At 63.1% G+C, this 1,898-nt stretch carries 2 protein-coding genes; both read right to left on the reverse strand.

Going from position 1 to position 1,898, the window contains the following annotated elements:
* On the reverse strand, positions 1 to 816 hold an 816-nt coding region (locus D9C15_RS33660), incomplete at its 3' end, for a hypothetical protein (RefSeq protein WP_164886975.1).
* A 553-nt stretch (positions 817 to 1,369) separates the two neighbouring features.
* Positions 1,370 to 1,898: tetratricopeptide repeat protein (locus D9C15_RS33025; protein ID WP_205854980.1), on the reverse strand; the 529-nt coding region annotated here is incomplete at its 5' end.

The raw sequence follows: 1,898 nt of genomic DNA on the forward strand, positions 1-1,898 counted from the left end.
GTTGCCGGAGTAGGTCGGGATATAGGCAACACCCTTGAGCTGCGGCACGTAGAGGAAGCGGCGCCACACGCCGTTCTGGGCCGATGGGATACTGGCGCCGGACTGGGTCGCCAGCGTATCGACTGCGAAGGTCTGCGCGTTGATGCGGTAGATCGTGCCGCCAGCACCCCCCTTCTGGACCAGAAACGCGTCCAGGTTCGGGTCGTACACCATCCCGTTTCCATCACCCATGACCGATGCGGCATTGGCTCCGGTGAGGGTCACGTTCACGATCGAGTTGGTGGCAATGTCCAAGATTGCGCGATCCCCCCCCGTTCCGCCAAGGACGAAAACGCGGTTTCGCTTGGTGTCCACCGCGGTCGCCGCGTACTGTCCGTAGACTGACGTGTTGGAATGCAGCCTCGTCCACGTGTTGCTAGCATTGCTCCAGCGCAGCACGTAGTAGTAGGAGAACGCATAGATGTCTCCTGAGGCCTTGTGATCGACCACCGCGGGGCCATTGCCAGGGCCAAGTTCGGCGGGCGCATCGGGGAACGTACGTGCCGAATCCCAGTCGTTGGACGCCAGGTTGAAGCCATCGACGCTGAACAGGTTGTAGCCGTCGCCAAAGCGGGCCCCGCTGACCAACATGGTGCGATTGCGCACCTCGTTGACTAGCGCACCGTAATACGTGTGGCGCGCGGTCGGTCGGCCATCGGCATAGTGTGCCGCGTTGGTTCGGACCTGAGTCACCGGCGTGGCTGCACGGGGCTCAGTCCATCGGGGAGCGTTGTCCATCAAGCGGAGGCGGTTGACCTCGTTGCCAGCATAGTCCATATGACCACCGTTGGCAGCTGAGTACAACGACGAATCACGAGTGTCAATCGCGAACCCTGTCCAAGCGCCCACCTTGGACAACGGCCCGGTGTAACCGATGCTTGGATAGGTGGGCACAGCGATTGGAGCAGCCGACAACGCGCTGCCAGGTACTTGCCGCCACTCACCCACCGCCTGACCTTGCCGCCACGTCGGCATCGCCGCTTCCGACGGTGCAGGTGCAGGTGCAGGTGCAGGTGCAGGTGCAGGTGCAGGTGCAGGTGCAGGTGCAGGCGCAGGTGCAGGTGCAGGCGCAGGTGCAGGTGCAGGCGCTGGTGCAGGCGCTGGTGCAGGCGCTGGTGCAGGCGCTGGTGCAGATCCCCCGTCCACGCCGTCCGACGACTCACTACCGCCACACGCCGTTAGCGCCGCCGCGAGCATGCACAGAGTTAGAGGAATCACGCGTCGCATTGTGGGTTCTCGAAGGGGCTCGCCGACCATTCTTTCGATTCTTGCACGCGCCACCGGCAAGCCCGTCACAGTGTGTTACTGCACGTGCCGCCGGGCCAAACCCTCATCGCTTGTTGGCTCCACCTCGCCGCGTTTGCTCCGCCACGTCGAGTTCGGCGAGCCTGCGCAGCAGCCCCTTCGAGTCGGGCGACTCCGCGAGCCCCTGTTGCAGCCACTCACGCGCGGCCCTGAGGTCGCCCTTGCTCTTGTGGAAGTCGCTGATATGCGCGTACGCTGGCCAGTAGTCCCGCTTGAGTTCGATGGCTCGCTCCAAGTCAAGTAGGCCGGCCTCACCCAGCCCGAGCCGAATGAGGTTCTCGCCCTTTCTCGTCAGGATCTCCGGCAGCAGGTAGAAGTCGGGCGCGGCCCGCGCAATCACGAAGTCGAACTCCGCCACGGCATCACGCAGGTAGAACGTTCGGGTGGCCTGGTCGAGCGCAAACAGGGTGGCCCTGTTGGTCTTCATCAGTCCGTAGCAGTAGTGGTGCATGTAGATGAAGGTGGGCCCCATCTGCGCATGCCACTGTTCAATCAGGGCTCTCCTAAAATTCAAGTGGGTTGCCCTACGTGAGGGTTGATTGCTTGGAAGTTGA

Origin of the sequence: Piscinibacter defluvii (assembly GCF_004011805.1) — a bacterium.
GTDB classification, from domain to species: Bacteria; Pseudomonadota; Gammaproteobacteria; order Burkholderiales; family Burkholderiaceae_C; genus Piscinibacter; species Piscinibacter defluvii.